The sequence below is a fragment of the Allobosea sp. NPDC003192 genome, from assembly GCF_050275675.1.
Taxonomy (GTDB): domain Bacteria; phylum Pseudomonadota; class Alphaproteobacteria; order Rhizobiales; family Beijerinckiaceae; genus Allobosea.
Map to the genome: position 1 here is coordinate 1 of NZ_JBNNPK010000020.1, position 25321 is coordinate 25321.

General features: G+C 66.2%; 22 protein-coding genes and 1 pseudogene. 16 read left to right on the forward strand and 7 right to left on the reverse strand.

Features of this window, described 5'->3' with window-relative positions:
* The first annotated feature begins 2 nt into the window (after positions 1 to 2).
* Complete coding sequence (locus tag ACQKLX_RS23080) at positions 3 to 1013, forward strand: alpha/beta hydrolase (protein WP_427363901.1); 1011 nt, start codon at positions 3 to 5, stop codon at positions 1011 to 1013.
* Between the two features lie 39 nt (positions 1014 to 1052).
* Here the strand turns inward: ACQKLX_RS23080 and ACQKLX_RS23085 are convergent, their stop codons facing one another.
* Positions 1053 to 3485: a penicillin acylase family protein gene (locus tag ACQKLX_RS23085; protein ID WP_427363902.1), complete on the reverse strand. Its 2433-nt coding sequence runs from the start codon at positions 3483 to 3485 to the stop codon at positions 1053 to 1055.
* A 146-nt stretch (positions 3486 to 3631) separates the two neighbouring features.
* Complete coding sequence (locus ACQKLX_RS23090; RefSeq protein ID WP_326877319.1) at positions 3632 to 4090, reverse strand: Lrp/AsnC family transcriptional regulator; 459 nt, start codon at positions 4088 to 4090, stop codon at positions 3632 to 3634.
* A 139-nt stretch (positions 4091 to 4229) separates the two neighbouring features.
* Here ACQKLX_RS23090 and ACQKLX_RS23095 point away from each other — a divergent pair, with 139 nt between their 5' ends.
* On the forward strand, positions 4230 to 5513 hold the full coding sequence (locus tag ACQKLX_RS23095; protein ID WP_427363903.1) for a cystathionine gamma-synthase family protein: 1284 nt from the start codon (positions 4230 to 4232) through the stop codon (positions 5511 to 5513).
* A gap of 41 nt (positions 5514 to 5554) precedes the next feature.
* Entirely contained in the window at positions 5555 to 6352 is a 798-nt protein-coding gene (locus tag ACQKLX_RS23100; protein ID WP_427364026.1) for a lytic transglycosylase domain-containing protein, read from the forward strand.
* 112 nt (positions 6353 to 6464) lie between these two features.
* Here the strand turns inward: ACQKLX_RS23100 and ACQKLX_RS23105 are convergent, their stop codons facing one another.
* The gene (locus ACQKLX_RS23105; RefSeq protein WP_427363904.1) at positions 6465 to 7196 is read right to left on the reverse strand and encodes a DUF3750 domain-containing protein; all 732 of its coding nucleotides are present in this window, start codon (positions 7194 to 7196) and stop codon (positions 6465 to 6467) included.
* Positions 7197 to 7349: 153 nt separating this feature from the next.
* On the opposite strand from ACQKLX_RS23105, the gene ACQKLX_RS23110 reads away from it, so the two are divergent.
* The 5 genes from ACQKLX_RS23110 to ACQKLX_RS23130 all read left to right on the forward strand — a co-directional run bounded on the left by ACQKLX_RS23110 (position 7350) and on the right by ACQKLX_RS23130 (position 11679).
* On the forward strand, positions 7350 to 8444 hold the full coding sequence (locus ACQKLX_RS23110) for a polyamine ABC transporter substrate-binding protein (protein ID WP_427363905.1): 1095 nt from the start codon (positions 7350 to 7352) through the stop codon (positions 8442 to 8444).
* Entirely contained in the window at positions 8441 to 9616 is a 1176-nt protein-coding gene (locus ACQKLX_RS23115; RefSeq protein ID WP_427363906.1) for an ABC transporter ATP-binding protein, read from the forward strand. Before ACQKLX_RS23110 ends, ACQKLX_RS23115 begins: the two co-directional genes overlap by 4 nt.
* Complete coding sequence (locus ACQKLX_RS23120; RefSeq protein ID WP_427363907.1) at positions 9613 to 10527, forward strand: ABC transporter permease; 915 nt, start codon at positions 9613 to 9615, stop codon at positions 10525 to 10527. Before ACQKLX_RS23115 ends, ACQKLX_RS23120 begins: the two co-directional genes overlap by 4 nt.
* Positions 10524 to 11312, forward strand: a complete 789-nt coding sequence (locus ACQKLX_RS23125) for an ABC transporter permease (RefSeq protein ID WP_427363908.1) — start codon at positions 10524 to 10526, stop codon at positions 11310 to 11312. The genes ACQKLX_RS23120 and ACQKLX_RS23125 overlap by 4 nt, the downstream gene beginning before the upstream one ends.
* Positions 11313 to 11418: 106 nt before the next feature.
* Entirely contained in the window at positions 11419 to 11679 is a 261-nt protein-coding gene (locus ACQKLX_RS23130) for a hypothetical protein (RefSeq protein WP_427363909.1), read from the forward strand.
* A 28-nt stretch (positions 11680 to 11707) separates the two neighbouring features.
* Here the strand turns inward: ACQKLX_RS23130 and scpA are convergent, their stop codons facing one another.
* The 4 genes from scpA to ACQKLX_RS23150 form a co-directional block, all read right to left on the reverse strand.
* Complete coding sequence (gene scpA / locus ACQKLX_RS23135) at positions 11708 to 13873, reverse strand: methylmalonyl-CoA mutase (RefSeq protein WP_427363910.1); 2166 nt, start codon at positions 13871 to 13873, stop codon at positions 11708 to 11710.
* Positions 13870 to 14697, reverse strand: coding sequence for a bifunctional hydroxymethylpyrimidine kinase/phosphomethylpyrimidine kinase (gene thiD / locus ACQKLX_RS23140; protein ID WP_427364027.1), 828 nt, complete (start codon positions 14695 to 14697; stop codon positions 13870 to 13872). Before thiD ends, scpA begins: the two co-directional genes overlap by 4 nt.
* Positions 14694 to 16619, reverse strand: coding sequence for a methylmalonyl-CoA mutase family protein (locus tag ACQKLX_RS23145; RefSeq protein ID WP_427363911.1), 1926 nt, complete (start codon positions 16617 to 16619; stop codon positions 14694 to 14696). The genes thiD and ACQKLX_RS23145 overlap by 4 nt, the downstream gene beginning before the upstream one ends.
* Before the next feature lie 244 nt (positions 16620 to 16863).
* Positions 16864 to 17247 (reverse strand): DUF2267 domain-containing protein, encoded by a 384-nt coding sequence (locus tag ACQKLX_RS23150; protein WP_427363912.1) that lies wholly within the window; start codon positions 17245 to 17247, stop codon positions 16864 to 16866.
* A gap of 150 nt (positions 17248 to 17397) precedes the next feature.
* On the opposite strand from ACQKLX_RS23150, the gene ACQKLX_RS23155 reads away from it, so the two are divergent.
* From ACQKLX_RS23155 to ACQKLX_RS23190, 8 genes and pseudogenes are all read left to right on the forward strand, one after another.
* Positions 17398 to 18933: a helicase HerA-like domain-containing protein gene (locus ACQKLX_RS23155; protein ID WP_427363913.1), complete on the forward strand. Its 1536-nt coding sequence runs from the start codon at positions 17398 to 17400 to the stop codon at positions 18931 to 18933.
* Positions 18934 to 19077: 144 nt separating this feature from the next.
* Complete coding sequence (locus ACQKLX_RS23160) at positions 19078 to 20235, forward strand: endonuclease/exonuclease/phosphatase family protein (protein ID WP_427363914.1); 1158 nt, start codon at positions 19078 to 19080, stop codon at positions 20233 to 20235.
* A 118-nt stretch (positions 20236 to 20353) separates the two neighbouring features.
* Positions 20354 to 21736 carry a M20/M25/M40 family metallo-hydrolase gene (locus tag ACQKLX_RS23165; protein WP_427363915.1) on the forward strand — a complete coding sequence of 461 codons (1383 nt, stop codon included), beginning with the start codon at positions 20354 to 20356 and terminating at the stop codon, positions 21734 to 21736.
* Positions 21733 to 22314, forward strand: a complete 582-nt coding sequence (locus ACQKLX_RS23170; protein WP_427363916.1) for an LOG family protein — start codon at positions 21733 to 21735, stop codon at positions 22312 to 22314. Before ACQKLX_RS23165 ends, ACQKLX_RS23170 begins: the two co-directional genes overlap by 4 nt.
* A gap of 284 nt (positions 22315 to 22598) precedes the next feature.
* A complete protein-coding gene (locus ACQKLX_RS23175) occupies positions 22599 to 23351 on the forward strand; it encodes a hypothetical protein (RefSeq protein ID WP_427363917.1) in 753 nt (250 codons plus the stop codon).
* Entirely contained in the window at positions 23344 to 23538 is a 195-nt protein-coding gene (locus ACQKLX_RS23180; RefSeq protein ID WP_427363918.1) for a hypothetical protein, read from the forward strand. Before ACQKLX_RS23175 ends, ACQKLX_RS23180 begins: the two co-directional genes overlap by 8 nt.
* A gap of 57 nt (positions 23539 to 23595) precedes the next feature.
* Positions 23596 to 24057 carry a hypothetical protein gene (locus tag ACQKLX_RS23185; protein WP_427363919.1) on the forward strand — a complete coding sequence of 154 codons (462 nt, stop codon included), beginning with the start codon at positions 23596 to 23598 and terminating at the stop codon, positions 24055 to 24057.
* Positions 24038 to 25302, forward strand: a pseudogene (locus tag ACQKLX_RS23190) (DNA-packaging protein). The gene ACQKLX_RS23185 and the pseudogene ACQKLX_RS23190 overlap by 20 nt, the downstream one beginning before the upstream one ends.
* Positions 25303 to 25321 lie beyond the last annotated feature (19 nt).

Below are 25321 nucleotides of genomic sequence, written 5' to 3' on the forward strand. Positions count from 1 at the left end.
GGATTTCGCCAGTGACCTCGCCTTCGCGACACGCCGTTTCACGCCGCTCCTTCGTTGCCCTCTTCGGGCTGGGGCTGGCCGGTTGCGCGCAGAGCGAGGCTTCCGTCTCGCCCTTCATCGGGCCGGCTGATTCATCCAGCTTCGGCAAGGAGCCGCAGCTGCTCGTCGCGACGACGCGCAAGCCGACCGGCGATCGCCCGCCCTATTTCGGCTCCGAACGCGGCAGCGGGCTGACCTTCGCCGAGGTCAGGCTGTCGGCGCCGGGACGCGGCGTCGCGGCGCAAGTGAGCTCCGTCGTCAGCGGCGACTGGGCCGTGCTCGGCGTCACCCGCCGCAGCGCGAGCGACGCCGCCCGCGCCTTCTCTGACGCTGCGACCGGCCGCGATGTGCTGCTCTATGTGCACGGCTTCAACGAGACTTTCGAATCGGCCGCACGCAGCGCCGGCCAGCTCTCGCATGCACTCGCCTTCGAGGGCCGCACGGCGCTGTTCACTTGGCCGTCCGGCGGCGGCTTGCTCGCCTATGCCTATGACCGCGAGAGCGCACTCTGGTCGCGCGACGGTTTCGTCCAGACACTGAAGGCGTTGGTGGCCAATCCGACGATCGGGCGGATCAATATCGTCGCGCATTCGATGGGCAGCTTCCTGACGCTGGAGGGTCTGCGTGAGCTGCGCGATTTCGAGGGCCTCTCCGACCGGGTCGGCGCCGTCGTCCTGGCCTCGCCCGATGTCGACATCGACGCTTTCGAGCAAACCGTACCGCGGCTCGGCCCGATCGCGCATCGGATGACCGTGATCATCGATCCTGGCGACAAGGCTCTGGCGGTGTCCTCGCGCATCGCTGGCGGTGTCGCCCGCGCCGGAGCCGCCGACCGCGAGCGGCTGGAGCAGCTTGGCGTTCGCGTTGCCGATACGGCCGGCCGCGGCTGGAGCCTGCTGCGCCACGACCTTTTCCTGTCGAACAGCGAAGTGACGCAGGTCGTCCGGCGCGCCATCGACCGGGCGCGGGCCTGAGAACGGAGGCCGGAGCTTCCGCTCTCGTGCCCAGCCGCGTCAGCCGCCGGGCTTGAGCGCGATGACCGAGCGGGCGGCCTTCTCGATCGCCTCACGGGAATAGAGCAGCGGCGCATAGTCCCCGGCGGCCCAGAGCGGCGCGAGATCGCGATAATGCGGGCTGTAGGCGTCGCCCGACTGGCCTGGCGTGTTGACGAAGCGGCTCTCGTCCCAGTTGCCGACGTCCAGCACCATGCGGAACGAGGCGCCCGCAATCACCTTGAAGTCGGAGATCCGGTAGGATGCCGCGCGCGGGCTGAAGGCCGAGCCGCCCATGGCGAGCCGGCCGACATTGAGCTGCGCCCGGTCCGGGCCGCTGGCAAGCGGCGAGAGCGCATGATCGAACTGGGCATGATGGATCTTGCCCCAGTTCCACTTCGTGGTGTCCGGTCCGAGCGATTGCCGGAGCTCCTCCATCGCCGCCTTCAGTGTCTCGAGGAGCAAGGCGTCACGGGCCGCCTTCGGATCGGGGCCGAGTGCGTTGTCGGGCGCCTGCAGATAGGCGACGACCGCCGCGACATCGAGCGGGCCGATGACGCTACGCGCCCTTTCCGGCACGGCCTTGGCCGTCAGGGCGCGGCCGAGATGCTTGCTCATCCAGACCTCGGAGAGCGCGGCGGCGGCGCTGTCGACTGCGGTCTCGTGGTTCCAGCCCTTGATCAGCTTCAGGCCTTCGGCCGTGACCGGATCGTCCGAGGACAGCGGCGCCAGCAGCGCGGCGAGCTTACGGCCATTGTCCGAGCTGTCGTCGTTCTGCAGGGCCATGGCGTCGGCGAGCGTCACCTTGGTCTTGATGCCGAGCACGGCCTTGATCCGGTTGATCCGCGAGGGATCCGACCATTCGAAGCCGACGCGCTTGGCGAGCAACGGATGGTCCTTCGGGATGTTCATCTCGTTAGCGGTGGCGAAGAATCCGTCGGTCGGATTGTAGACCTCGGGCAGTTCGCCGGCCTTGAGGAAGCCGGTCCATTCATAGCGGCCGTCGCCGGGCACCGGCATCAGGCCGTCATGGTTCGGCCGCTGCGGCGCGCGTCCGCCGACGATCCAGCCGATATTGCCCTTGTTGTCGGCATAGACTTGGTTCTCGGATGGCGCGCCCCATTCGGCCATCGCCTTCTTGAAGCCGGCCCAGTCCTTCGCCGTCATGTATTCGGCCGAGTTGAAATAGGCCGAGGTGCCCGGCTCGAACCAGACCGTGCGGATGGCGAAGGCGCGCTTCTCATCGGGCTCGGCCTTCATGATCGGGCCGTGGCGGGTGAATTTCAGGTCGACCTGGCGCGGCGCCTCGCCCTTGACCTCGATCGTCTCGCTGACGGTCTTCATCTCCTCCCAGCCGCTTCCATAGCGATACTGGTTCGGATTGGCCGGGTTGGTCTCATAGACGTAGAGATCTTCCTGATCGATCGCGAAGATCGTCAGCCCGAAGGCGATCTCGCCATTGTGGCCGATCGATATGCCGGGGAGAGCGGGTTCACCCGCGCCGATCACCGAGAGGCCGGGTGCATTGAGGTGAACGACGTAGCGCAGCGACGGTACGCCATGGGCGCGATGCGGATCGTTGGCCAGGATCGGCCGGCCGGTCGCGGTGCGGTTCGCCGCGATCGTCCAGTTGTTCGAGCCGATGGTGGAGACACTGTCGCCGGCCGCGGCGAAGATGGCGTCGCGGTCGAGCGCGGCGCGCTTCTCGCCGGGGGCGGCGAAGGTGACCTCGCGCGTCGCGAGAGTGTAATCGTCGAGGATGTCGGGCTTGATCGCGCAGGGATCGAGCCCGTCCGGCACCTTGGTCTTGACGCTCGGCTCCAGCACGCGGCGGAAGCGATCGGCCTCGATGCCGGCGGCGCAGGCGACGCGGGCGCGCACCACCTCGGACATGACGTTGCGGGTCAGGCCATGGCTGCGGATGCGCACCACGTCCTCGGCGCTCCAGCGATCCGGCAAAGTGCCGGAAACGCGGAAATCGAGCGGCAATGGCTGCTTGCCAGCCCGTACCTCGTCGACGCGGGCATTGATGCCGGCGACGAAGGCGTCGGTATAGGACTTGGCGTCGGGGCCGTAGGCGGCCCATTCCTTGTCCATCTCGCCGCGATAGAGGAAGAGCCGGGCGGCGCGATCCTGCGCGACATAGGACGGGCCGAAATCCCGGGCTAGAAGCCCGAGCCCGCGCTTGCGCCAGAGGTCGATCTGCCAGAGCCGGTCGCGCGCCGCATTGTAGCCTTGCAGGAAGAGGGCATCGCGAGACGAGGCGGCGTAGATATGGGCGACGCCCCATTGATCGAGGATGAGCTCCGCCGGCCCCTGCAAGCCGGCGACCGTCTGTTCGGAACGCTTGACCGCGCTGGACATCTCGGCCGTGGCGGGTAGGCACCCAGCGATGGTGACGGCGGCAATGGCAAACAGCGACACTGCGCCGCTGGCGCGTTCTGCTCTGCTCATGGTGTTCCTCCGTGCAGCCCGTCTTTGGCGACGGGCCTTGCCGGGGTAGCTTAGGAGGAGGTCGCTCGGCGGGCACTGCCAGCAGCCACATGGCAGCCTTGTCGCGCCGGCATGTGGGATGGAGCGTTCCTTGCGCCGGTACTGGATCAGAGCGGCGGCAGGCCGACCCGCTTCTTGATCGTCGCCAGGGCGAAGTTGGATTCGACCGACTGGACGCATTTCAGCCGCGTCATCTTCTGCTTCAGGAAGCGCTCATAGCCCTCGATGCCGTCGGTCAGCACGCGCAGCAGATAGTCCTGACTGCCGGTCATCAGATAGCATTCCGCCACCTCCGGCCAGTTCTCGACCGCCTTTTCGAACTCGGCGATCTGCTCCGTATTCTGCTGGCTGAGCCGGACCGAGACGAAGACACTGAAGGGCAGCCCATAGGCCTTGGGATCGACGATCGCCGAATAGCCCTTGATGACGCCGGTCTCTTCCAGTCGCTTCAGCCGGCGCAGGCAGGGCGTCGGCGACAGGCCGACCTTCTCCGACAGGTCCTGATTGGTGATGCGGCCATCCTCCTGCAGGAGGGTGAGCATGCGGCGGTCGATCGTGTCGAGCATGATCTGCTCCTCTGGGCTTGCCTGCGAGCAGGAAGCTGCAAAATCTTGCTCTAGAGCACGGGTTATCGTTCATGCAATGGCCCTAGGATCGTCCTAGGCTCGCGTCGCGGGGCCGAGCTGGCCGGCGAGGAGGTAAGTCATGAGCGACGACAGCTACCATAAGGACCGGATCGCCAATCGCCGGCTCCATCCCGAGACCCTGATGATGGGCTATGGCTATTCGCCGGCCATGTCGGAAGGCGCGCTCAAGCCGCCGGTCTTCCTGACCTCGACCTTCGTTTTCGAGAACGCCCAGCAGGGTAAGGATTTCTTCGACCTGACCGCTGGCCGCCGCCAGCTCAAGCCGGGCGAGAAGTCGGGCCTGGTCTATTCGCGCTTCAACCATCCCAACATGGAAATCCTCGAGGATCGCCTGGCGATCTGGGACGAGGCCGAGGCCTGCGCCGTCTTCGCCAGCGGCATGGCGGCGATCGCGACGACCTGCTTCGCCTTCCTGCGGCCGGGCGACACCGTCATCCACAGCCGCCCGCTCTATGGCGGCACCGAGACGCTGCTGAAGAACCAGATGGGCGCCTTCGGCGTCACGCCCTTCGGCTTCACGGATGGCGTCGATGTCGTGCAGATGCGCAAGGTCGCACAGGATGCCGCCGCCAAGGGCCGCGTCGCGATGATCCTGGTCGAGACCCCGGCCAACCCGACCAACGGCCTCGTCGACCTCTCCGCCTGCAAGGCGATCGCCGACGAGCTGGAGAAGTCGCAGGGGCATCGCCCGCCGGTCGTGGTCGACAACACCATGCTCGGGCCGATCTTCCAGAAGCCGCTGAAGCACGGCGCCGATCTCACCTTGCTGTCGCTGACCAAATATGTCGGCGGCCACAGCGACCTCGTCGGCGGCTCGATCAGCGGCTCGAAGGCGCTGGTGCGGCAGGTGAAGAGCTGGCGCGGCTCGCTCGGCACCCAGCTCGATCCGAATTCCTGCTGGATGCTGATGCGCTCGCTCGAGACGCTCGACATCCGCATGCACCGCGCCAATGAGAACGGCCGCAAGGTCGCCGACTATCTGCGCAAGCACCCGAAGATCGCCAAGGTCCACTACCTCGGCGATCTCGCCGAGGGCGATCCGCGCAAGGCGGTGTTCGACCGGCAATGCGTCGAGCCCGGCTCGACCTTCGCCTTCGACGTCAAGGGCGGCGAGAAGGAAGCCTTCGCCGTGCTCGACAACCTCCAGATCATGAAGCTCGCGGTCAGCCTTGGCGGTACCGAGACGCTGGTCTCGCATCCCGCCGCGATGACCCATTCCGGCGTCGCCCGCGAATTGCGCGAGGAGATCGGCCTCACCGACGCGCTGATCCGTATCTCGGTCGGCATCGAGAACATCGAGGACCTGATCTCGGATCTCGCCCAGGCGCTCGACGCCGCGTGAGGGCAGCGCGGCGCCGCATCCTTGTCGCGGCGCTCGCCGCCATGCTGCTCGGCGGCCCGGCTCTAGCCGAGCCGCAGACCGAGAGCGTGGCACAGACCATCTGCCGGCTGATCGAAGGCGCCGCGAAGACGCATGACCTGCCAGTCGCCTTCTTCACGCGCCTGATCTGGCGCGAGAGCAGCTTCCGGCCCAACGTCGTCAGCCCGGCAGGCGCACAGGGCATCGCCCAGTTCATGCCGGGCACGGCGAATGAGCGCGGCCTCGCCGATCCGTTCGATCCGGAGGCGGCGATCCCGCATTCGGCGGCCTTCCTCGCGGCGCTCAAGAACCAGTTCGGCAATCTCGGCCTCGCCGCAGCCGCCTATAATGGCGGGCCGAACCGCGTCGCGCGCTGGGTCGAGCGCGGCGGCATGCTGCCCTATGAGACGCAGGCCTATGTCCGCTTCATCACCGGCCGCCCTGTCGAGGAATGGCGGCTTGGCGCAGGCGAGACGCCGCCGGCGGCGACGCGGGAGGAGACCGACTGCCTCGCCACGGTCGCCTCGATCCGCATCACCGCGCCAGCCGTGCTGGTCGAGGGCGCCTATGGGCCGTTCGGCGTCCAGCTCGCGGGCAACACCTCGAAGGCACGCGCCATCGCCTCCTATCAGCGGGTCGCGGCGCGCTTCGCCTCGCTGCTGGCGGGCAAGCCGACCATGATCCTGGGCTCGGCCGTGCCGGGGCGGGGCAGGGGCCGCTTCTACCGCGTCAGGCTGCCGGCGCAGAGCCTGCGCGAGGCGACATTGGCTTGCAATCGCCTGCGGCAGGCGGGCGGGGCCTGCCTGGTGCTGCGGAATTGATGAAGGGCGTCATTCTCGGGCGAAGCGAAGCGCAGACCCGAGAATCTCTGGACGAGAGGACTGTTGGAGCCTCTTCCGGCCTGAGATGCTCGGGGCAAGCCCGAGCATGACGCTATAGTCCCACCCGCCCCCAGCCCGGCAGCTTCAGCGCCGGCCGTTGCAAGTCGAAGCCGGCGACGAGGCCGAGCAGGTTGATCTCGACGCCCTCGACCCAGCCGAGTGTCACACCGGCGAGGCCGTAGAGCGAGGCCTGCAAGCCGGTACGGCTCGGCGTAAAGCCGGCGTAGAGCCCGCTCTCGCGCCAGTCCTTGCCGATCGCGGTCGGCGGCAAAGCGCGGCCGAGCTCCGGCACTTCGGAAAGAATGTGCTGGACGAAGCTGTTCGAGTTAGGCCCCGGCCAGGCGGCATAGGAGCCATAGTCGCTATAGCCATAGCCCTTCACGGCCTCGCGGATGCGCGGGATAAGCGCCTCGGCTGCCTGCCCCCTGATCTCGCCGACGACCTCCGGGACATTGCCATACCAGCGACCATCGGCGACGCGGACATTGACGCGCACCGGATTGCCCCAGCCGACGACGTCGAAGCGGGTATAGGCCGGGGCGTTCTTCTCCTTCACCACGACCCAGGAGTGATGGGCGAAGACGCCGCGCCAGCGACCGACGCGGGCGGCGAAGATGTGGACGGTCGCTTCGGGCTCGATGGCGGGGGCGGGCAGGAGCGCGGCGCTCGACCAGTCGGCGCGGGCCCAGTCGGAGGCCAGCGGCTGCAACTGCCACCAGGCGGCGTGAGTGCCGAGGGGCAGCAGGAAGACGAGCGCGAAGAACAGGAAAAACCGTCTGATCATTCTTTTGCGGAAAATAGGGGGCGAGGCGGGGCCGCAACAAGGCACGACGGAGCGTCGCCGATCACGAAATCGAGGTTGAGGCTTTGCAGCAAGCTGCTAGCGTGCGCCCGCGAAATCTAAAGGAGGGGCAGATTGCGCACGTTGACGTCGGTTATGCATAGCTTGGCCGCTGCGGCGGCTCTCGGGCTCGCTCTTGCGGCCGGCCCGGCTGGGGCGCAGGAAAACAAGGAACTGCGCATCTTCAACTGGTCGGACTACGTCAATCCGGAGGTGCTCGACGCCTTCAAGAAAGAGACCGGCATCACCGTCGTCTACGATACCTTCGACCAGATGGAGACGGTCGAGACCAAGCTGCTCGCCGGCAAGACCGGCTACGACCTCGTCGTCGTCACCGCTTCCTTCCTGCCGAGGCACATCCCGATCGGTCTCTACACGCCGATCGACACCGCCAAAGTGCCGAACCTCAAACACGCCTGGCCGGAGATCAAGCAGCGCCTGTCGAAATACGATCCCGGCAACAAATACGCCGTGAACTACATGTGGGGCACCACTGGGATCGGCTACAACACTGCCAAGATCAAGGAACGGCTCGGCAACGACGCCGTCATCGACAGCTGGAGCATCGTCTTCGATCCGGAGAAGCTGAAGAAGCTCTCCAATTGCGGCGTGCATGTGCTCGACGCGGTCGAGGAGATGTTCCCGGCGGCGCTGCGTTATCTCGGGCTCGATCCCGATTCGAAAAACGAGGCCGATCTCAACAAGGCCGGCGAATTGCTGCGCAAGATCCGCCCGCACATCCAGAAGTTCCATTCGTCGGAATACATCAACGCGCTCGCCAATGGCGATATCTGCCTGGCGGTCGGGTATTCCGGCGACGTGCTGCAGGCCAGGAAGCGCGCCGTCGAAGCCAAGAACAAGGTCGAGATCAGCTATGTCATCCCGAAGGAAGGCGCGCTGATGTGGTTCGATTCCTTCGTGATCCCGAAGGATGCCGGCAACCCCGACGCGGCCCTGCAATTCATCGACTTCGTCAACCGGCCGGAGATGGCGGCGAAGAACTCGGACTTCATCCAGTACGCCAACGGCAACCTCGCGGCGAAGCCTTTGCTCTCGGCCGAGGTCCGCGACAATCCGGGCATCTATCCGACCGATGCGGTGATGAGCCGCCTCTACACGATCACGCCTTACGACCAGAAGACACAGCGGGTGGTCAACCGGCTGTGGACCCGCGTCAAGAGCGGCAGGTGAGCAGTCCGGAAGCGGGTGGAAGGCGCGCCTCGCCGGGTAGCGTCCGGCGCGACTTCCAGCCCTGGAACGATCCGAACGCCAAGCCACTGGTCGAATTCCGCAATGTGACCAAGCGCTTCGGCGCGGTGACGGCGGTCGACCGGCTCTCGCTTGCGATCCATCAACGCGAGTTCTTCGCGCTGCTCGGCCCGTCCGGCTGCGGCAAGACCACGCTGATGCGCATGCTCGCCGGCTTCGAGCAGCCCGACGAAGGCGAGATCCTGCTCGACGGCGTCGACATCACCGCCGTGCCGCCGCACCAGCGGCCGGTCAACATGATGTTCCAGTCCTATGCGCTGTTCCCGCATCTCAGCGTCGGCGACAACATCGCCTACGGCCTGAAGCGCGAGGGCCTGCCCAAGGCCGAGATCGCCCAGCGCGTCGATGCCATGCTCGGGCGCGTCCGCCTGAAGGGGATGGAGAAGCGCCGGCCGGACCAGCTCTCCGGCGGCCAGCGCCAGCGCGTCGCGCTCGCCCGCGCCTTGGTCAAGCAGCCCAAGCTCCTTTTGCTCGACGAGCCCTTGGGCGCGCTCGACAAGAAGTTGCGCGAGGAGACGCAATACGAGCTGATGGACCTCCAGGCCGATCTTAGCCTGACCTTCATGGTCGTCACCCACGACCAGGACGAGGCCATGACCATGGCCGACCGCATGGCGGTGATGGACGATGGCCGGCTGCTGCAGATCGCGCCGCCCGACCTGATCTACGAGGCGCCGGCCAGCCGCTTCGTCGCCGAGTTCGTCGGCGACATCAACCTGATCGAGGGCAGGGTCACCGCTGTGGAAGGCGATCTCATCACTCTTGAGAGCCTGCCGGTCGGTGTGATCGAGCTCGACGAGGATGCGCCGAACTGCCGGCCGAGCGATGCGCTCACCATCGGCCTGCGTCCCGAGAAGATCGCGCTCAGCCATGACGAGCCGCCGCAGGGCGTCAACAAGGTCGCCGGCGAGATCTGGGATATCGGCTATCTCGGCGACATGACGATGGTCCAGGTCATGGTCGGCGGCGATGACGGCAAGCTCTTCAAGGTCTCGCTGACCAACCGCACGCGGCGGATCGAGCGGCCCTTCGCCTGGGAAGACAGGGTCTGGCTCTCCTGGGACGTCGAGGCCGGCATGGTGCTGGCGTCGTGAGCACGCCGGTTCCCCGAGCCAGCGGGACGGGGCGCGGCCTGCTGGTTGCGGCCATCCCCTATCTCTGGCTCATCGCCTTCTTCCTCGCGCCCTTCGTCATCGTTCTCCGGATCGCGCTTTCGGACGCCGCGACGGACCAGCCGCCCTACGCTCCGCATTTCCCCGGCTTCGCTCAGCTCGGCGAATTCCTGAGCGCGCTCGATCTCGAGAATTTCCGCCTGCTCGGCGACGACCCGCTCTATTGGCAGAGCTATCTCTCCTCGCTGCGCATCGCAGCGCTGACCACGCTGATCGCGCTCGCGATCGGCTATCCGCTCGCCTATGCGATGGCGCTGGCGCCCAAGCGCTGGCAAAGCGTCCTGCTCGTCCTGGTCATCCTGCCGTTCTGGACCTCGTTCCTGATTCGCGTCTACGCCTGGATCGGCATCCTCAGGCCGGACGGCCTGCTCGACATGGCGCTGATGGGCATCGGGCTGACGAGTGAGCCTTTACGCCTGCTCAACACCGATGCCGCCGTGCTGATCGGCATGGTCTATTCCTATCTGCCTTTCATGGTGCTGCCGCTGTTCTCAACCTTGCAGAAGCTCGACGGCACCTTGCTCGAAGCGGCCTCCGATCTCGGCGCGACGCCGCTCACCACCTTCTTGACCGTGACCCTGCCGCTCTCGATCCCCGGCATCCTCGCCGGCTCGGCTCTGGTCTTCATCCCGGCGATCGGCGAGTTCGTCATCCCCGATCTCCTGGGGGGATCCGACACGCTGATGGTCGGCAAGGTGCTCTGGAACGAGTTCTTCTCCAATCGCGACTGGCCGCTGGCTTCGGCGGTGGCGATCGTGCTCCTCGTCGTCCTCGTCCTGCCGCTGATGCTGCTGCAGCGGGCGAGGGGAGCAGCGCCAGGGGATGCGCGATGAGGCGTTTTGGAGTCTTCCATCTTGCCGCGCTCGTCGCCGGCTTCGCCTTCCTCTATCTGCCGATCGTCGCGCTGATCGCCTACTCCTTCAACGCCTCGCGGTTGGTGACGGTCTGGGGCGGCTTCTCGACGCATTGGTACGGCGCACTCATGCGCAACGAGCCCCTGCTCGACGCCGCTTGGCTGACGATCCGCGTCGCGCTGGTCTCGGCGACCTTGGCGACGGTGCTGGGAACGCTGGCCGCGCTGGCGCTGGCGCGCTACCGGGTCTTCGTAGGGCGCACCCTGTTCTCCGGCATGGTGATGGCGCCGCTGGTGATGCCCGAAGTGATCACAGGCCTGTCGCTGCTGCTGCTCTTCGTCGCCGGCGATGTCGAGCGCGGCTACTGGACCGTGGTGATCGCCCACGCGACCTTCAGTCTCGGCTTCGCCTGTATCGTCGTGCAGGCTAGGCTTGCCGGCTTCGACCGCTCGCTGGAGGAAGCCGCGCGCGATCTCGGCGCGACTCCGGTGGAGACGTTCCGAACCGTGACGCTGCCATTGATCTGGCCGGCCGTCGCCGCTGCCTGGATGCTGGCCTTCACGCTCTCGCTCGACGACCTCGTCATCGCGAGCTTCACCACCGGGCCGGGCGCGACGACGCTGCCGATGCGGCTCTATTCGGCAATCCGTCTCGGCGTCACGCCCGAGATCAATGCCGCCTGCACGATCATGATCGCGGCGGTGGCGGTCGCGGTGATCGGCGCGTCCCTGTTGATGAAGCGTGAGGCGCTGGCGGGGCGGTGACTTAAACGCTTGCTGAACGCGCCGCTCAAAACCGGTTCAGGCCGGTTGCGCGATGGTGCTTGCCAGAGCGGGAAGCGTTTCCGCTCCGGCACAAGGAGACATCACGATGTTTCGCACTCTCGCTTCTGCCGGCCTCATCGCTGCCGCTGCGCTCGGGATCAGCGCGGCATCGCCCAGCAAGGCCGAGGCCGGCGTCCTGATCCAGCAGGCCTATTATGATGGCCCCGGCTATGGCTGGCGCGCGCCGCCGCCGGCCTATGGCTACTGGGGCGTTCCGCGCTGGCGCCGTCACTATGATCGCCCGCGCTTCTACGGCCCGCCGCCTCCGCCCCCGCCGCGCTATTATCGTCGCTGGCGCGAGTGGTAAGTCTTGAAAGCCAGCGCAGCGCGGCGGATCACTCCGCCGCGCTTTTTTGCGTGTAGCCGAGGCGCTGGTTGAGCTCTTCCAGCAACTTCTCGGCCGCGTCGGCGATGACGGTTCCGGGCGGGAAGATCGCGCTGGCGCCGGCCTCGATCAGGGCGTCGAAATCCTGCGGCGGGATCACGCCGCCGACTACGATCATGATGTCGGGCCGGCCGGCCTTGGCCAGCGCGCCTTTGAGTTCTGGCACCAGCGTGAGGTGGCCGGCGGCCAGAGAAGAGACGCCGACGATGTGGACGTCGTTCTCGACCGCCTGGCGGGCCGCCTCGTCCGGAGTCGCGAAGAGCGGGCCGATATCGACGTCGAAGCCGAGATCGGCGAAGGCCGAGGCGATCACCTTCTGGCCGCGATCATGCCCGTCCTGGCCCATCTTGGCGACGAGGATGCGCGGGCGGCGCCCATCGGCCTCCTCAAAGGCCTCGCACATCAACTGCACGCGCGTCACGGCAGGATTCATCTCGCCGACCTCCCGCTTGTAGACGCCCGAGATCGCCTTGATCTCGGCACGGTGGCGCCCGAACACCTTCTCCATCGCCAGCGAGATCTCGCCGACGGTCGCCTTCGCCCGCGCCGCCTTGACCGCGAGGTCGAGCAAATTGCCGTTGCCTTGTGCACCATTGGTCAGCGCGGTGAGGGCGGCTTGCGTCTCCGCCTCATTGCGCTCTGCCTTGAGCCGCCGGAGCTTGTCGAGCTGCTGGGCGCGGACCGAGGCATTGTCGACCTTGAGCACGTCGATCGCCGCTTCGTTCTCGGGCTTGTAGATGTTGACGCCGATGATCGATTGCTGGCGGCCATCGATGCGCGCCTGCGTCTTGGCGGCGGCCTCCTCGATCCGGAGCTTGGGGATGCCGGCTTCGATCGCTTTGGCCATGCCGCCCAGCGCCTCGACCTCCTGGATATGGCCCCAGGCCTTGGCGGCGAGTTCGGCGGTGAGCCGCTCGACATAATAGGAGCCGCCCCAGGGATCGATGATCCGGTTGGTGCCGCTTTCCTGCTGCAGCACGATCTGGGTGTTGCGGGCGATGCGGGCCGAGAAGTCGGTCGGCAGCGCCAGCGCCTCGTCGAGGGCGTTGGTGTGCAGCGACTGGGTATGCCCCTGCGTCGCCGCCATCGCCTCGATCATGGTGCGCGGCACGTTGTTGAAGACGTCCTGTGCCGTCAGCGACCAGCCCGAGGTCTGGCAATGCGTGCGCAGGGGCAGGGACTTCTCGTTCTGTGCCCCGAAATCCTTGACCAGCTTGGCCCAGATCAGCCGCGCGGCCCTGAGCTTCGCCACCTCCATGAAAAAGTTCATGCCGATGGCCCAGAAGAAGGAGAGCCGTGGCGCGAAGACGTCGACACCGAGGCCTGCCTGCTGGCCGGCGCGGATGTATTCGACGCCGTCGGCGAGGGTGTAGCCGAGCTCCAGGTCCTGCGTCGCTCCGGCCTCCTGCATGTGATAGCCGGAAATCGAGATCGAATTGAACTTCGGCATGTTCGCCGAGGTGTAGGCGAAGATGTCGCCGATGATCCGCATCGAGGGCGAGGGCGGGTAGATATAGGTGTTGCGGACCATGAACTCCTTGAGGATGTCGTTCTGGATGGTCCCCGAGAGCTTGGCCGCCGGCACGCCCTGTTCTTCCGCCGCGACAATGTAGAGGGCTAGCACCGGCAGCACGGCGCCGTTCATCGTCATCGACACGCTCATCTGGTCGAGCGGGATGCCGGAAAACAGCGTGCGCATGTCGTAAATGGAATCGATTGCGACGCCGGCCATGCCGACATCGCCGCCGACGCGCGGATGGTCGCTGTCATAGCCGCGATGGGTAGCGAGATCGAAGGCGACCGAGAGGCCCTTCTGACCCGCCGCGAGGTTGCGCCGATAGAAGGCGTTGGAATCCTCGGCCGTGGAGAAGCCGGCATATTGCCGGATCGTCCAGAGCTGGTTGACATACATGGTCGGGTAGGGGCCGCGCAGATAGGGCGCGATACCGGGCAGCGTGTCGACGAAGGGCAGCCCGTCGCGATCCGCGGCCGTGTAGAGCGGCTTGACCGGGATATCCTCCGGCGTCTGCCAGAGCTCGCCCGTGCTCTGCGGTGCGGCTGCGCTTGCCGCCTTGTCGGCGAAGGCGAGCTTCGTGAAATCCGGGATCGCGGTCATGGCTTGCTCCCGTCTGTCCTGTCCCACCAATGGTGGAAATGATGCACCGGTCCGTGGCCGCGGCCAACCTTGACCGCGTCCGAGGCCGCGATCGCGGCCGAGATGTAGCGTTTGGCCAGCGCCACCGCTTCGTTGAGGGCGATGCCGTGGGCGAGGCCCGAGGCGATCGCCGAGGACAAAGTGCAGCCGGTGCCGTGGGTGTTCTGAGTCGCGATGCGCGGCGCGACCAGGCGCTCGCGGCTTCCGTCCCTGCCGATCAGGATGTCGACACTGTCATCGCCGGTGCCGTGGCCGCCCTTGACCAGGACATTGGCCGGGCCGAACGCGAGCAGTGCCTCGGCCTGCTCCGCCGCGGCTTCTTCTGTCTCTGCCATGGCGGTTCCGAGCAGGGCGGCTGCCTCGGGCAAATTGGGCGTGACGATCGTGCAGAGCGGCAGCAGGCGGCGCTTCAGCGCCTCGATCGCTTCTTCCTGTAGGAGTCGGCCACCCGAGGCTGCGATCATCACCGGGTCGAGTACGATGTTATTCGCGCTGTGGCGTTCGAGACCGTCGGCGACGGTTTCGATCAGCTCGGCGGTGGCGAGCATGCCGATCTTGACCGCATCGACCTGGAGGTCATCGAAGACGGCGTCGATCTGTGCGGCGACGAAGTCGGCCGGAACTGGATGGATCGCCGTCACCGCCGTGGTGTTCTGCGCGGTCAGCGCGACGATGACGCTGGCGCCGTAGACCTGATGCGCGGCGAAGGTCTTGAGGTCGGCCTGGATGCCGGCGCCGCCACTGGAATCGGAGCCGGCGATGGTGAGGGCGATCGGCATGCTTATCCCTTGTTCGTGCTGACAGGGGATATGGCGATCGCCAGCGCATCCTGCAGCACGGCGATGGCGTCGCAGCCGGCGAAGACGAAGTTCGTCACGCCGGCTTCGCGCAGCGCCGCTTCCTGCTCGCCGGGGCGGCCGGCGAGCCAGACCGTGGCGCCTGCCGCCGTCAAAGCTGTCGCAGCCGGGACCGCCTCGGTCGCGTAAGCATCATCGGAGCCGCACAGGCAGGCGAGCTTCGCGCCCGAGGCCCGGAAGGCGGTGACGAGCGCATCGAGATCGGTCGCGCCGGCCTTGGCGAAGCCATCGCCGGAGGGCGCGGCGATACCGCCGGACTCGAACAGATTGCGGGCGAAACCGGAGCGGGCGGTGAAGCCGGCGATCGGGCCAAGCGTGGCGAGGAACGCCTTCGGTCGCTCACCGGCCGCTTCGGCGATATCGGCGCTGGCGCGCAGCGCCTCGAACGGCTCGGCCAGACGGATGCTCGGCAGGGCCTCGACGGTGATCGCATCACCTGTCGCGTCGTTGCCGGGCGTGGGTGCTGGCGGCGGCGCCAGCACCGAGACCGAGGCTTCCGACAGGTTGGGAAACTCGCTGGTGCCGGTGATCGGCTCGCGCCGGGTCGCGATCGCCTTGGCTCGCGCATCGCGCTCCCGAGCCAGGCCCTTCTGGATATGGCCGTTGGCGAGCGCGCCGACGATGCCGGTCAGGCCCTCGGCGCTTTCCGCTTCAAGGTCCTGGAACTTGCGCCAGCCCTGCTCGCACAGCGCCTGCGTCAGTGCCTCGAAGCCGCCGGCTCCCGCCGCCGGATCGGCGACGCGCCAGAGATTGGCCTCTTCCAGCAGGATCAGCTGGGTATTGCGGGCGATACGCCGGGCGAAGCCGTCGGGCAGGCCGAGCGCCGCGGTGAAGGGCTGGACGCCGATCGAATCGGCGCCGCCGACGCCAGCCGAGAAGGCGGCGATCGTGCCGCGCAGCAGATTGACCCAGGGATCGCGCCGGGTCAGCGAACGCCAGGCGGTCTCGGCATGGATGAAGACAGGTTTGGGATCGAGCCCGCAGGCGCGCTGGACCCGGTCCCAGAGCAGGCGGGCGGCGCGCAATTTGGCGACGGTGACGAACTCGTCGGCATCGGCGACGAGGGTGAAGGAGATCGCGTCGCGGGCTTGGGTGAGCGGTAGTCCTTCAGCTTCCAGCAGGCGCAGATAGGTCACCGCCGTTGCCAGCACGGCGCCAAGCTCCTGCGCCTCGGTCGCGCCGGCTTCATGCCAGATCCGGCTATCGGCGGCGAGGAACGGGCCGGCGAAGCCGCGCGACTTCAGCGTGGCGATCGTCTCGGCGATGCGCTTGCCGAGCTCGGGTAAGGAGGGGGTGAGTGCTCCGGTGCTGGCGAGCACGCCGATCGGCTCCATGCCGAAATCGATCTGGAGGGAGGAGGGCGCATGGCCACGCTTTTCAGCTAGGTCGGCCAGCAGTAGCGCCTGCTTGCGGCCGCCGGGGGCCGGGTCAAGACGCAGGCGGACAAGGTCGAGCATGACGCCGTCGAGTGCTGCATCGAGGGCTTCGATCGTGGTCGCCTGGAGCCCGAAATCGCGCGCTGCCGGGGCGCCTGCGAAGGCGAGAGTAAGGGAATCGGCGCCGCCTTCGAGCTCGGCGAGGGTGAGTTTCGCCGCTTCCGCCACATCAGGGTGATCGACGCGCGCCGCGACGCGCCAGCGCCCAGCTTCTGCGCGCAGAGGGCGTGCGCCTTGTTCAGCTGCCGCCTCGTAGAGCGGCTCGATCCGGACGCCGTCCGTCGTCCGCCCGACCAGCTTCTTCTCGAAATCGGCGCCTTTCAGCACCTTGTCGACCGCCGCGCGCCATTGCGCTTCGCCCGGCGTGGCGAAGGCGTCCATGAAGGGCAGGTCGGCGAGGACTATCGAGGTCATCAGCAACGAACTCCTTGCACGCGTTCCTCCTGCCGTTTCGATCAGGCGGCGGAACACACGCCGATTGGCGGCCATTGTGCAACCGCGAAGTCCTGATTGCCATGGCCAGCGGCGAACGCAAATGCCCCCTTTGTCGGAAAGCCGTGCCGAAATGCCGATCCGCGCGACAGGGAACTCCTATGCCTGCAAACGAAAACGCCGCCCGGTGGGCGGCGTTCCGATCTCTCGTGAGGGATGCTTCAGCTCAGACGAACTGGCCGAGGCCCGGGATCGCGCCGACGATCGCGCCCATCGTGTCCTCGCCCGCCTTCTCGCGGCCGACGGCGAACATCTCCTTCGAGACGCTCTGGATCTGGCCCATCGAGAGGCCGGCGCCCATCAGCTGGCCGCCAAGCGCCATCACGCCGCCGCCGCCCATCATGCCGCCGATCGTGCCGAGCAGGCCGCCCTTGGCGCCCCCTTCAGCGTCGGCGAGTTCCTGCGCGCCCGGCAGCGCTGCCATCAGCTGGCCGATCTCGGCCGCGGGACCTTCCTTCTGCAGGAAGGCGAGGATGATGCCGATCGCCTTTTGCGCCAGCGACTGGTCGAGGCCCGAAGCGGCCATGATGCGGGAGATCAGTTCATCCATCGTGCGGTCCTCTGATGTTGAGCCTTCTGGTGCTCTGAAAATAGTTTACACATAAACTATCTGCGATGGAAGCGATCTTCATGCTTCCGCCCAACTTCTCGTTTCGCTACACCCTTTCCACGATCTTATGGCAACGGAACAGGCGCGACCATGGCGGATGACGGCACGATCCTGATCGGCAAGAGCGAGAAGCCGGAGGTGTTGCTGCTCAAGCTCGCCAACCGCCACGGCCTCGTCACCGGGGCGACCGGCACCGGCAAGACGGTAACGCTGCAGGTGCTGGCGGAGGGATTCGCCAGGCACGGCGTGCCGGTCTTCGCCGCCGATATCAAGGGTGACCTCTCCGGCATCGCCGCGCCCGGCAATTCCAAGCCGCCCTTCGTCAAGCGCGCCGAGGAACTCGGCCTGAAATACGAGCCCGACCAGTTCACCACCGTTTTCTGGGATGTGTTCGGCGAGCAGGGGCACCCGGTCCGTGCCACGATCTCGGAGATGGGGCCGCTGCTGCTGGCGCGCCTGCTCGACCTCAACGATACCCAGGAAGGCGTGCTCAACATCGCCTTCCGCATCGCCGACGAGCAGAAGCTGCTGCTGCTCGACCTCAAGGATCTGCGCGCCATCCTCGCCTTCATCGCCGAGAACGCGCAGGAGCTGACGACCAAATACGGCAACGTCACCTCCGCCTCGGTCGGCACCATCCAGCGCGCTCTGCTCGTGCTGGAGAACCAGAAGGGCGACCTCTTCTTCGGCGAGCCGGCGCTCGACATCAACGACCTGATGAAGACCGACCGCGACGGCCGCGGCGTCATCAACATCATGGCCGCCGACAAGCTGATGGCCAATCCCAGGCTCTACGCCACCTTCCTGCTCTGGCTGCTCTCCGAGCTGTTCGAGCAGCTGCCCGAGGTCGGCGATCTCGACAAGCCCAAGCTCGTCTTCTTCTTCGACGAGGCGCATCTGCTCTTCAACGGCGCGCCCAAGGCGTTGCTGACCGCGGTCGAGCAGGTCGTGCGCCTGATCCGCTCCAAGGGAGTCGGCGTCTATTTCGTCACCCAGAACCCGCTCGACATTCCCGATACCGTGCTGGCCCAGCTCGGCAACCGGGTTCAGCACGCGCTGCGCGCCTTCACCCCGCGCGACCAGAAGGCGGTCAGGGCCGCGGCCGAGACCTTCCGGCAGAACCCGAAGATCAACACCGAGCAGGCGATCACCCAGCTCGCAGTTGGCGAGGCGCTGGTCTCGACGCTGGAAGGCAAGGGCTCGCCGACCATGGTCGAGCGCTGTCTGATCGCGCCGCCGATGGCGCAGGTCGGCCCGATCACCCCGCAGGAGCGGGCGCAGTGCATGCGCGACTCGGGCTTCACCGGCAAGTACGACACCATGGTCGACCGGGAGTCGGCCTATGAGGCGCTGATGAAGCGCAAGGGCATGAATGCCGACGGCTCGCCGGTCGAGGCCTCGACCGAAGGGGGCGGTGGCATCCTCGACACGATCGGCGGCTGGCTCGGCGGCCCGAAAGAGCGCCCGAAGACCGGCCCCGGTTCGCGCGGCGGCCCGCTGCCGCAGAGCATGGCCGAAAAGGTCATCACCTCGGCGGCGCGCTCGGCTGCGACTACGATCGGCCGGCAGGTCGGCCAAGCGATCCTGCGCGGTGTCCTTGGGAGCTTGACGGGCGGGCGGCGGTAGCCGGTCGACGAACCACTTCTTGACGAAAGGTCATCGACAGCTCTCCGGGCTTGTGCGACGCTCGCTGCAATCGAAGGTTGCGGCGCGGTCCGTCAGCATTCGCTGCTCCGGCCATGGCGCGCCTCGTCCAAGCTGGGGGCGGCGATGTCGAACAATTATGCCGGCCTGCGAGCGCTGGCCAAGCTCGATCCGGTTGCGGCCAAGCGCTGTGCCGAGCGGCTGATCGCGATCAGGGCGAGCCTGGAACTCGTCCGTGCCAACAAGAACGATGGCACGCTCCTGCTCGCGACCTGGAACATCCGCGATTTCGACTCCAATAAGTTCGGCTTCGGGCCACGGCTGCCGGAGAGCTTCTATTATCTTGCGGAAATGATCTCGGCCTTCGATCTCGTGGCTCTGCAGGAGATCAACCGCGACCTGTCGGCGCTGGAAAAGCTCATGCGCATCCTCGGGCGCGAATGGGATTACATCGCGACCGACACCAGCGGCAACGACGAGCGCATGGTGTTCGTCTACAACACCGAGAAGGTCTGGTTCCGGAAAGTCGCGGGCGAGATCGTCCTGCCCGAAGGCCAACTCGTCGTCGCGCACAAGAAGGTGAAGCCCGCCGCCAAGCTCGACGAGGGCGCTGAGGCTGCCAAGCTCGCCGCCGCGACCAAGGCTGAGTTCACCGAGGTCAAGCAGCAATTCGCCCGCACGCCCTTCCTCGTCGCTTTCCAGTCGGGCTGGTTCCGCTTCAGCCTGTGTACTGTCCACATCTACTACGGCGAGGCGAGCGGCATGGCGCTGAAGCAGCGCGTCGACGAGATCCGCAAGCTCGTCGGCTTCTTTGCCGAGCGCCAGGACAAGGCCAGCAAGCAGGAGAAGGACCGCGCTGGCAATGTCGAGAACTATATCCTGCTCGGCGATTTCAACGTCGTCAGCCCCAAGCATGAGACGATGGAGGCGCTCAAGGACAAGGGCTTCACCATTCCGCCCGAGATCGACGGCGACACGGTCCGCAAGAAGGGCGACCACTACTACGACCAGATGGCCGTCCGGGTGAAGGACAAGCGCTTCAAGGTCCTCAAGGGCGGTATGGTCGACATGTATGCCGATGTCTTCCGCGAAACGCCCGAGGACCTCGCCATCTACAAGTCGGCGATGCCGGCCGAGGACCCGGAGAAGAAGGCGAAGGCCAAGACACCCGAGGCGCTCTACCGGAAATGGCGGACCTGGCAGATGTCGGACCACCACCCGCTCTGGATCGCAATCAGGACCGATTTCGCCGACGACTATCTGAGCGAGATCGCCAAGGCCTGAATCTCTCAGGTCCCGCCGCAGACGCGGTTCGAGATGCACGCCTATGCGTCTGGACGGCTGGCATCCGGCGCGCGACTGGGCATGATGGCGCCACCGGAATCAGCCTCCAGTGAGCGCCATGTCCCAGCTTCCCGCCGTTCTCTCCCGCCTCGACGCCGATCTCGACGCTTCGCTGGCGCGCCTGTCGTCCTGGCTCGAAATTCCCTCGATCGGGACCGACCCGGCCTTCAACGCACAGACGCGCGAGGCGGCCGAATGGCTCCGTCGTGATCTTGAGAGCCTCGGCTTCAAGGCGGAACTGCGCGAGACCGGCGGCCATCCTGTGGTGCTGGCGCATCGGCCGAAGCCCGGTGCGCCGCATGCGCTGTTCTACGGCCATTATGACGTCCAGCCGGTCGATCCGCTCGAGCTCTGGGACAACGATCCGTTCAAGCCGGCCGTCAAGGAGATCGAGCCGGGGCGGAAGGTGATTCTCGCTCGCGGCGCCTGCGACGACAAGGGGCAGGTGATGACCTTCATCGAGGCGATGCGCGCCACGCTCGCCGAGACCGGCGACCTGCCGATCGGCCTCACTATCCTGGTCGAGGGTGAGGAGGAATCCGGCTCGGTCAACCTGCCGGGCTTCATCAAGGCCAACGCCGCCGAGCTGAAGGCCGATTTCGCACTGGTCTGCGATACCGGCATGTGGGACCGCGTCACGCCGCTGATCACCTCGACCTTGCGCGGCATGGTTTATCAGGAGGTCAGGCTGACCGCGGCTGACCGTGACCTGCATTCCGGCCTGTTCGGCGGCGCTGCCGCCAACCCGATCCATGTGCTGACCAAGATCATCGCCGAGATCCATGACGAAACCGGCCGGATCACCATCCCCGGCTTCTATGACGGCGTGCACGAGCCGACCAATGCGCAGAAGGCCGAATGGGCCGATCTCAACCTGACCGAGAAGGAGTTCCTCGGCCAGGTCGGGCTGAAGCACTCGGTCGGCGAGCGCGGCCGCATGCTGATCGAGCAGATCCAGTCGCGCCCGACCTGCGACGTCAACGGCATCTGGGGCGGCTATACCGGCGAGGGCTCGAAGACGGTGATCGCCGCCAAGGCCTCGGCCAAGGTCTCCTTCCGCCTCGTCGGCGACCAGGACCCGGCCAAGATCGCCGCCGCCTTCCACCAGTTCGTGCGCGAGCGCCTGCCTGAGGACGTCACGGCCGAGTTCATCGGGCATTCCGGCTCGCCGGCACTGGCCGTGCCGGTCGATTCTCCCGTCCTGCAGAAGGCGCGCAAGGCGCTGGCCGAGGAATGGGGCGGCCGGGTCGTCTCGATCGGCAGCGGCGGCTCGATCCCGGTCGGCGGCGACTTCAAGCGCACGCTCGGGCTCGACACGCTCTTCGTCGGCTTCGGCCTCGACGATGACCGCGTCCATTCGCCGAACGAGAAATACGACCTCTCCTCCTTCCACAAGGGCCAGCGTTCCTGGGCCCGCATCTTGCAAGCACTCGCCTCATGAAATCAGTCTGTGTCTTCTGCGGCTCGAGCCCGGGCCATGATCCCGTCCATGCCGAGGGCGCCCGCGCCATGGGCACGGCCATCGCCAAGCGCGGCCTGACGCTGGTCTATGGCGGTGGCGCCGTCGGCCTGATGGGCATCGTCGCCAATGCCGCGCTCGAAGCCGGCGGCGAGGTCCATGGCGTGATCCCGCGGGCGCTGCGCGAGAAGGAGGTCGGCCACAACAAGCTGACCCGGCTCGAGGTGGTCGAGACCATGCACATCCGCAAGGCGCGCATGGCCGAGCTCTCCGACGGCTTCATCGCCATGTCCGGCGGCATCGGCACCTTCGAGGAGATCTTCGAGATCTGGACCTGGAGCCAGCTCGGCATCCACGGCAAGCCCCTCGGCTTCCTCAACATCGACGGCTTCTACGATGCGCTCGCCGCCTTCCTCGACAACACGACGAAGGCCGGCTTCATGTGGCAGGCCCATCGCGACATGGCGATGATGGAGACCGATCCGGCGGCGCTGCTCGACAAGATGGAAGTCTACAAGCCGCAGACCCAGATCAAATGGGTGGAGAAGACGGAGGTTTGACGCCTCTCCGTTTGATAGGAATTTTATCCTTGACATCGTGACGCTGATCGGGTAGAGATCAGGAACGCTCACGAATTGCGCCTGAGACGAACGAAGCCGCCGCGCGCCCCAGCCGGCGGCTTTTGCTTTTACGCGAGAATCGTGATGCTATTCGCCAATAAGGATAAGAAATATCCGGGGGAGCGAGCGTGACGATCTGTGTGGCCGCGTGCGTGCACGACGGTATTGCGTTTGGCGCAGACAGCGCTACGAGCTTGGTCTCGACTGCAGGCGGCCGAAGTGTCGTGACTAATGTCTACCGGCACGGAAATAAAGTTTTCAATCTTTATAAGAAGTTACCTATTTGCGCAATGACCGCAGGCATGGGCAGCATTGGCACGGCGCCAATACATGCTTTAGCAAAGGATTTTCGGCGAGCTCTAAAGGACAGCGATAGTCCATACTATATTGACTGCAAAGCATATACGATCGAAGACGTTGCAATTAAGGCGCGCGCTTTTCTCTTCGAAGAAAAATATGCTGCGCTGCCAGATCCGCTGCCCGCACCGCATTCGTTGGAGTTCTGGGTTGGTGGCTGCTCCTCAGCCACTCATTCCCATGAGCTATGGAAGATCGCGATTGTGAATGGCAATTGCGACCCTCCTGAGAGACTCTGTGGCGAGGGGGAAACGGGTCTGTTCGTTGGTGGGCAGCCGTCCCCCATTTACCGGCTGTTAAGAGGGTTCGATGAAAGCATCGAGGAACCACTGTTGCGTGCAGGCGTTCCCCCGGCAGATTTGCCGCAGTTGCTTCAGGTGATGGCCCAGCATACTGAGGTGCAGCTCTTGCACCCGGCCATGCCGATTCAGGACGCTATCGAGCTTGTGGATTTCTTGGTCGGCATGACGAAAAGCTACTATCGGTTCCTCCCCGGAGCCGACACGGTTGGCGGCGAGACTGATATTGCCGTCGTCACCCGTCATGAGCAGTTCAAGTGGGTGAAGCGGAAGCACTACTACCCTTCCGCGCTGAACCTGATGGAGACCGACCATGTCTAAGGAGACCAAAAAAATGGTGCCTACGACAACCGTACGTGTCTCGCGTGGCCTCCCCATGCCGCCTTATGAGTACCAGGTTGTCAAAGTGACGACGGGTTCTGGCAACGTGCACCTGCCACAGGAAAAGGGCGACGGGAAAAAGCCGCGCATTTTCAAGAGCCTTCAGAACCTGACCTTAGCTTCCTGAGTTAAAGAAGCAGGACCGTTCAAGCGCAACGCCGGCTCGCGCCGGGCGCATTCTTGATTGGCCGCCGCGCTGCCCAGCCGGCGGCTTTTGTGTGTCCGGGCCGAGCCGAGGTTCCCGATGACCGACGAGACTGATGACACCGCCCCAGCCCGGCTGGCGGCGAAGCGCAAGCCTGCACGGAGCGGCGGCCGCAAGGCCGTGATCGGCAAGCTCTGGAAGGCGGCGCAGACGCAACTCGAAGCGCATGAGGCGCATCTGGCCGAATTGCCGGCCGGTACCGCCGCGAGCGAAACCGACGCCAAGACGCTGGCGACCCTGGCCCGCACCGTACGCGAGCTGGTCGCGCTGGATTCTGCCGCAGCGGGGGAGGGAGGAAAGGCCGAGGATGAGCCCAGCCCCGCTGAAGGAATACGCCGAGTTGAAGAGCTTCGCAGCGAGCTTGGACGCCGTCTTGCGGCGCTTGCCGCCGAGGAGGCGGGCGCGGCTGGTGCGCCGTCTCATGGAGACGGCCTCACCTGAAGAGCAGCAGATCATCCTGACGACCTGGGCCACTTGGGCGCGCGCTGATCAATTTCCCGCCCAGCAGGGCGATTGGTTCGCTTGGCTCGTTTTGGGCGGCCGGGGCGCCGGCAAGACACGAACCGGCGCCGAATGGGTGCGTGGTGCGGCGCTGGGGCGATGGCCATTCGCTACCCAGGCCGTTGGCCGCATCGCCCTTGTCGGCGAGACGCAAGGACAGGTCCGCGACGTGATGATCGAGGGCGTCTCCGGCCTGCTCGCGATCCATCTCGCTGGGAGAAGCCGATCTGGTCGCCGTCGCGGCGCCGGCTCGAATGGGGCAATGGCGCGATCGCGCAGGTCTTCACCGCCGAGGATCCGGAAGGGCTGCGCGGGCCGCAATTCGGTGCCGCCTGGTCCGATGAACTGGCGAAATGGCCGAACCTTCAGGAGACCTGGGACATGCTGCAGCTCGGCCTGAGGCTCGGTGAACGACCACGCCAGGTGGTGACGACGACGCCGCGGCCGTTGCCGCTGATCAAGCGGCTGCTCGACGATCCCCGTGTCGCCGTCAGCCGGGCAGCGACCCGCGCCAACCGCTTCAACCTGGCGCAGAGCTTTCTCGACAGTGTGCATCAGGCCTATGGCGGCACGCGGCTCGGCCGGCAGGAACTCGAAGGCGAGATTGTCGAGGAGAGCGCCGACGCGCTCTGGAGCCGGACGCTGATCGAGGAATGCCGCGAGCGCGAGGCGCCACCGCTTGCGCGGATCGTCGTCGCGATCGATCCGCCGGCCTCCTCATCGAAACGGGCCGATAGCTGCGGGCTCGTCGCGGCCGGTATCGATCGCGACGGCATCGGCCATGTGCTGGCGGATGCGACGCTCGCTGGCGCCAAGCCGCATGAATGGGCGCAAGCTGCCGTCGCGCTCTATCGCCGGCTGGAGGCCGATGCCTTGGTCGTCGAGGTCAACCAGGGCGGCGAAATGGCGACAAGCGTCATCCGCGAGGTCGATCGGGGCGTGCCCGTGACGCCGGTCCGGGCTTCCCGTGGAAAATTCCTGCGGGCCGAGCCGGTGGCGGCGCTCTATGCGCAAGGGCGCGTGCGCCATGCCGGCGCCTTTCCGGCGCTGGAGGACGAGATGTGCGATTTCGGGCCGACTGGCCTCAGCTCCGGCCGCTCGCCCGACCGGCTCGACGCGCTGGTCTGGGCGCTGACGCATCTGATGCTCGGGCCGAAGGGCCGGCCGCGGGTGAGGGGGCTTTAGCGCTCCACGGTCGCAACAA

What these genes read in the sequence shown, in the direction of transcription:
- ACQKLX_RS23085 (WP_427363902.1), bottom strand. Translation starts at nt 3,485, where the DNA reads ATGAGCAGAGCAGAACGCGCCAGCGGCGCAGTGTCGCTGTTTGCCATT.
- ACQKLX_RS23090 (WP_326877319.1), bottom strand. Translation starts at nt 4,090, where the DNA reads ATGCTCGACACGATCGACCGCCGCATGCTCACCCTCCTGCAGGAGGAT.
- ACQKLX_RS23095 (WP_427363903.1), top strand. Translation starts at nt 4,230, where the DNA reads ATGAGCGACGACAGCTACCATAAGGACCGGATCGCCAATCGCCGGCTC.
- ACQKLX_RS23100 (WP_427364026.1), top strand. Translation starts at nt 5,555, where the DNA reads ATGCTGCTCGGCGGCCCGGCTCTAGCCGAGCCGCAGACCGAGAGCGTG.
- ACQKLX_RS23105 (WP_427363904.1), bottom strand. Translation starts at nt 7,196, where the DNA reads ATGATCAGACGGTTTTTCCTGTTCTTCGCGCTCGTCTTCCTGCTGCCC.
- ACQKLX_RS23110 (WP_427363905.1), top strand. Translation starts at nt 7,350, where the DNA reads ATGCATAGCTTGGCCGCTGCGGCGGCTCTCGGGCTCGCTCTTGCGGCC.
- ACQKLX_RS23125 (WP_427363908.1), top strand. Translation starts at nt 10,524, where the DNA reads ATGAGGCGTTTTGGAGTCTTCCATCTTGCCGCGCTCGTCGCCGGCTTC.
- ACQKLX_RS23130 (WP_427363909.1), top strand. Translation starts at nt 11,419, where the DNA reads ATGTTTCGCACTCTCGCTTCTGCCGGCCTCATCGCTGCCGCTGCGCTC.
- scpA (WP_427363910.1), bottom strand. Translation starts at nt 13,873, where the DNA reads ATGACCGCGATCCCGGATTTCACGAAGCTCGCCTTCGCCGACAAGGCG.
- ACQKLX_RS23145 (WP_427363911.1), bottom strand. Translation starts at nt 16,619, where the DNA reads ATGACCTCGATAGTCCTCGCCGACCTGCCCTTCATGGACGCCTTCGCC.
- ACQKLX_RS23150 (WP_427363912.1), bottom strand. Translation starts at nt 17,247, where the DNA reads ATGGATGAACTGATCTCCCGCATCATGGCCGCTTCGGGCCTCGACCAG.
- ACQKLX_RS23155 (WP_427363913.1), top strand. Translation starts at nt 17,398, where the DNA reads ATGGCGGATGACGGCACGATCCTGATCGGCAAGAGCGAGAAGCCGGAG.
- ACQKLX_RS23160 (WP_427363914.1), top strand. Translation starts at nt 19,078, where the DNA reads ATGTCGAACAATTATGCCGGCCTGCGAGCGCTGGCCAAGCTCGATCCG.
- ACQKLX_RS23165 (WP_427363915.1), top strand. Translation starts at nt 20,354, where the DNA reads ATGTCCCAGCTTCCCGCCGTTCTCTCCCGCCTCGACGCCGATCTCGAC.
- ACQKLX_RS23170 (WP_427363916.1), top strand. Translation starts at nt 21,733, where the DNA reads ATGAAATCAGTCTGTGTCTTCTGCGGCTCGAGCCCGGGCCATGATCCC.
- ACQKLX_RS23180 (WP_427363918.1), top strand. Translation starts at nt 23,344, where the DNA reads ATGTCTAAGGAGACCAAAAAAATGGTGCCTACGACAACCGTACGTGTC.